2 protein-coding genes are annotated in these 3333 nt (G+C 45.3%); both read right to left on the reverse strand.

Going from position 1 to position 3333, the window contains the following annotated elements:
• Positions 1 to 223: 223 nt before the first annotated feature.
• Positions 224 to 2587, reverse strand: coding sequence for a TonB-dependent receptor (locus tag VIP81_RS29295; RefSeq protein WP_331970124.1), 2364 nt, complete (start codon positions 2585 to 2587; stop codon positions 224 to 226).
• A gap of 69 nt (positions 2588 to 2656) precedes the next feature.
• A complete protein-coding gene (locus VIP81_RS29300) occupies positions 2657 to 3244 on the reverse strand; it encodes a DUF3347 domain-containing protein (RefSeq protein ID WP_331970127.1) in 588 nt (195 codons plus the stop codon).
• Positions 3245 to 3333 lie beyond the last annotated feature (89 nt).

Genomic DNA, 3333 nt, shown 5'->3' on the forward strand with positions numbered 1-3333 from the left:
GAACACTCAAATGGCTAGTAAAGCCGATCTGGCAGAGGTTAAATCTGAATTAAAAAGCCACTATGGCTGGCTTACGGTGGTTCAGTATATTATCCTTGTGGGCACCTTATTTAGCCTCATAAGATTCGCTATTCCGAGATAGCCCCCTTCCTTCGTGTATTTCCACTCCAGCACCCGTATGTACCGCACCATTCCTGTATAAAGCTTCCATCTTTTTCTTCCCCTAGAACTTAAAGTTATATGTGACCGATGGTATGATCGGAAACAACGATACCTGCTTCGCACTCACTGTCAACGTACCATTCAGCGCACTTCCTGTTTGATCGAAATAAATAAAGTAAGGATTTTTACGGCTGTATACATTATAAATAGAAAACGCCCAGCTGCTTTTGATGCGCCTGTTGGGTTTCTTAGGCGTTGGCGTATAAATAGCAGATAAGTCCAGCCGGTGATAGGCCTCCAGCCGGTAGGAATTGATACTACCATAACCCTGTACCAGCGTGGTTTCCATAAAATAGAAAGTTTCTGGCAAAGTAGTGGTGTTGCCGCTGCCGTAAATGAATATGCCCGAAAAACTCCAGTGCTTATTGAGGTCATAAGTACCCACCAGCGACAGATCATGGCGACGATCGTACTTGGCAGGATAACGTTTCCCATCGTTTAAGGCCGGGAACTGACGCCAGGTCCAGGCCAGCGTGTAACCCACCCAACCGGTAAATCGTCCTCTCTTTTTATTCACGAATAATTCCAGTCCATAAGCCTCTCCCTTGCCAAATACAAAATCTTTTTCGGGATCATCGAGTGTAGGCGTATATCCTTCCCGGTACTCGATCTGATGCTGCATATCCTTGTAATATACTTCTGCAGAAGCTTCGTACACGTTGTCCTTAAAATTACGGAAGTACCCGACCGTGTATTGCCAGGACAGTTGTGGTTGCACCAGGTAAGTGCTGGGCACCCATACATCAGTAGGCAGCGTGGTACCTGCATTGGATACCAGGTGAATGAACTGGTAATTACGCGTCACGGCCGCTTTTATGGAATTCTTATCATTCCAGGACCAACGCAGAATGACCCTGGGTTCCAGGCCACCATAGCGGATAACTGGTTGCCAGCGGCGATATACCACACTATCAATTCTGTTTCCGGCAGCATCACGGTCATAACGGGTATAAGGCCCTATTTGCATAAAGCCGCTGTAACGCACGCCTGCATTCAGTTGCAGATGGGGAGATATTTCCCAGTCATCCATCAGGTACAACGCAACTTCATGGGCGTATTTCTTAAACGCATTTTCCGGTGAAAAGGTAGTACTGTCCTGGTTCCCTGAAATAGTAGACGGAGTGAAGGTGTGATAGATATAGTTCCCCCCGAATTTGATGTGATGGTTTACGTGGGCGTAATAATCGAAATCTGTTTTTATGTTGCCATCGCTGATACCAGAAGAAAGCCGGATATCAAAATTGTTCTGTAAGGCGCTAAACTGAAATTTGTAATCGTTATAGATCAGGGAGGTATTGGCAAATAATTTTTTATTGAACACATGGTTCCATCTTAAAGTGGCCGTGGTATTGCCCCATGGAATTTTTACGTCAAAGGACCGGTCGTTATTATTGAAGCTGAAGACATCCTTTCCGATGTAGCCGCTGAGGTAAACACGATCCTTGTCTGAAAAAATGTAATTCATTTTTACATTCAGGTCATAGAAGTAATAACCCGAACCCCTATACGCAGTATTATTAATAAATGGTCTTGTGATCAGGTCAATATACGTCCGTCTGCCGCTTACGATAAACGAGGCTTTGTCTTTTTTGAGTGGCCCCTGGAAAGAGAGGCGGGAAGAGATCAGTCCTATTCCGCCTTCTCCCTGAAAATTTTTATTATTCCCTTCTTTCATGGAAATATCCACTACGGAAGACAACCGGCCTCCGTAGTTAGCGGGCATGCCGCCTTTGATCAGGGTGGTATTGCGGATGGCATCTGCATTAAAAACGGAAAAAAAACCAAACAGATGGCCGGTATTATATACCGGGGCTTCGTCGAGTAATATGAGGTTCTGATCCGGGCCGCCGCCACGTACGTAAAAACCGGCGTTACCTTCACCAGCGGCCTGTACGCCGGGCATTAGCTGCAGGGCTTTCAGTACGTCCACCTCTCCCATCAGGGCCGGCAGTTTCTTTATTTGTACGGTAGACAACTCCGCCCTGCCCATATCTGTGCTTTTGACATTGGCATCTTTCCTTTTGTCTGATATCACCACCTCTTTTGCCTGATAAGAACGTGGATACAACTCCAGGTTCTGGTTAATATTTTCATTCAGCGAAAGGGCGATGGCTTTTGATTCAAATCCAAGGAAAGAGTAGAGCAGGATGTAATTTCCGGCGGGCAGTGTAATGGAATAAAATCCGTAGTTGTTGGTGTGGACCCCGTTGGTAGAATGTAAAACCTGTATGGTGGCTCCCGGAAGAGATTCTCCGTTGGTACTGTCTTTTATAAAGCCACTTACGGTATATTGCTGTCCCCGAACCTCTTTGAAGGAACAAAGCAAAAAGAGGACTAAGAGAAAGGGACCATACCGTGTGAACATACCATTAAATCATGAACAGCGAAAAAGTAATGGTAATTTACGATTTACTGTTCACGATTCAACAAGAAGTTATTTATAAATTAAAGTATCCCTGGTTTCCCCGCAGGACAGCATCTTATGGCCGAAGTAAGGATTCTGGATTCCCGGCTTGTCGCTGAGCCAATAGGCGCCTTTATCGTCAAATGCCATCGGGCAGTACTGGTGATAGATCGTATGCCCTTTTAAGCCGGTATTCTTAACAAGATCAAATAGCATATCTGACACCATCTGAAAAGAGGCACGTTTGCCTTCCAATCCTGTTTCTCCTTCAAAACCGGCCAGTTCTGCGCTGATGCTGCCGGTAATACCGGTGATATTGGCGAGATGACTGCTATCCATTTGTAACAGGGTAACCGGCAAACTATCGATATGTTGCTTAAGTACAGCGGCTACCACATTGGCGGCAGTGCTATCGGCCTTTACCAGCTCGTCGGACAATTGATAATACGAAGAAAGACTGCTCCTCAGCGAATCATAAAATACCTGGCTGTATGGCGCCTGTAAAGCCGCTGAGCCGGCGGTGGACTGCTGCGCTTCTTTAGGAGCTTCGGAATGACACCCAAACAGGGCTGTTGCCAGTACCACTAATCCAACGGGAACGCATACTTTAAAATTCATAATTTTGTGCTTTAAAGCAAAACTAAATAAATACCGCGGATTTTGTCTTTGTTCAGGATTATACTGATTATGATGATTTACAAGATTTT

Source organism: Chitinophaga sp. (genome assembly GCF_036566945.1).
Classification (GTDB): domain Bacteria; phylum Bacteroidota; class Bacteroidia; order Chitinophagales; family Chitinophagaceae; genus Chitinophaga.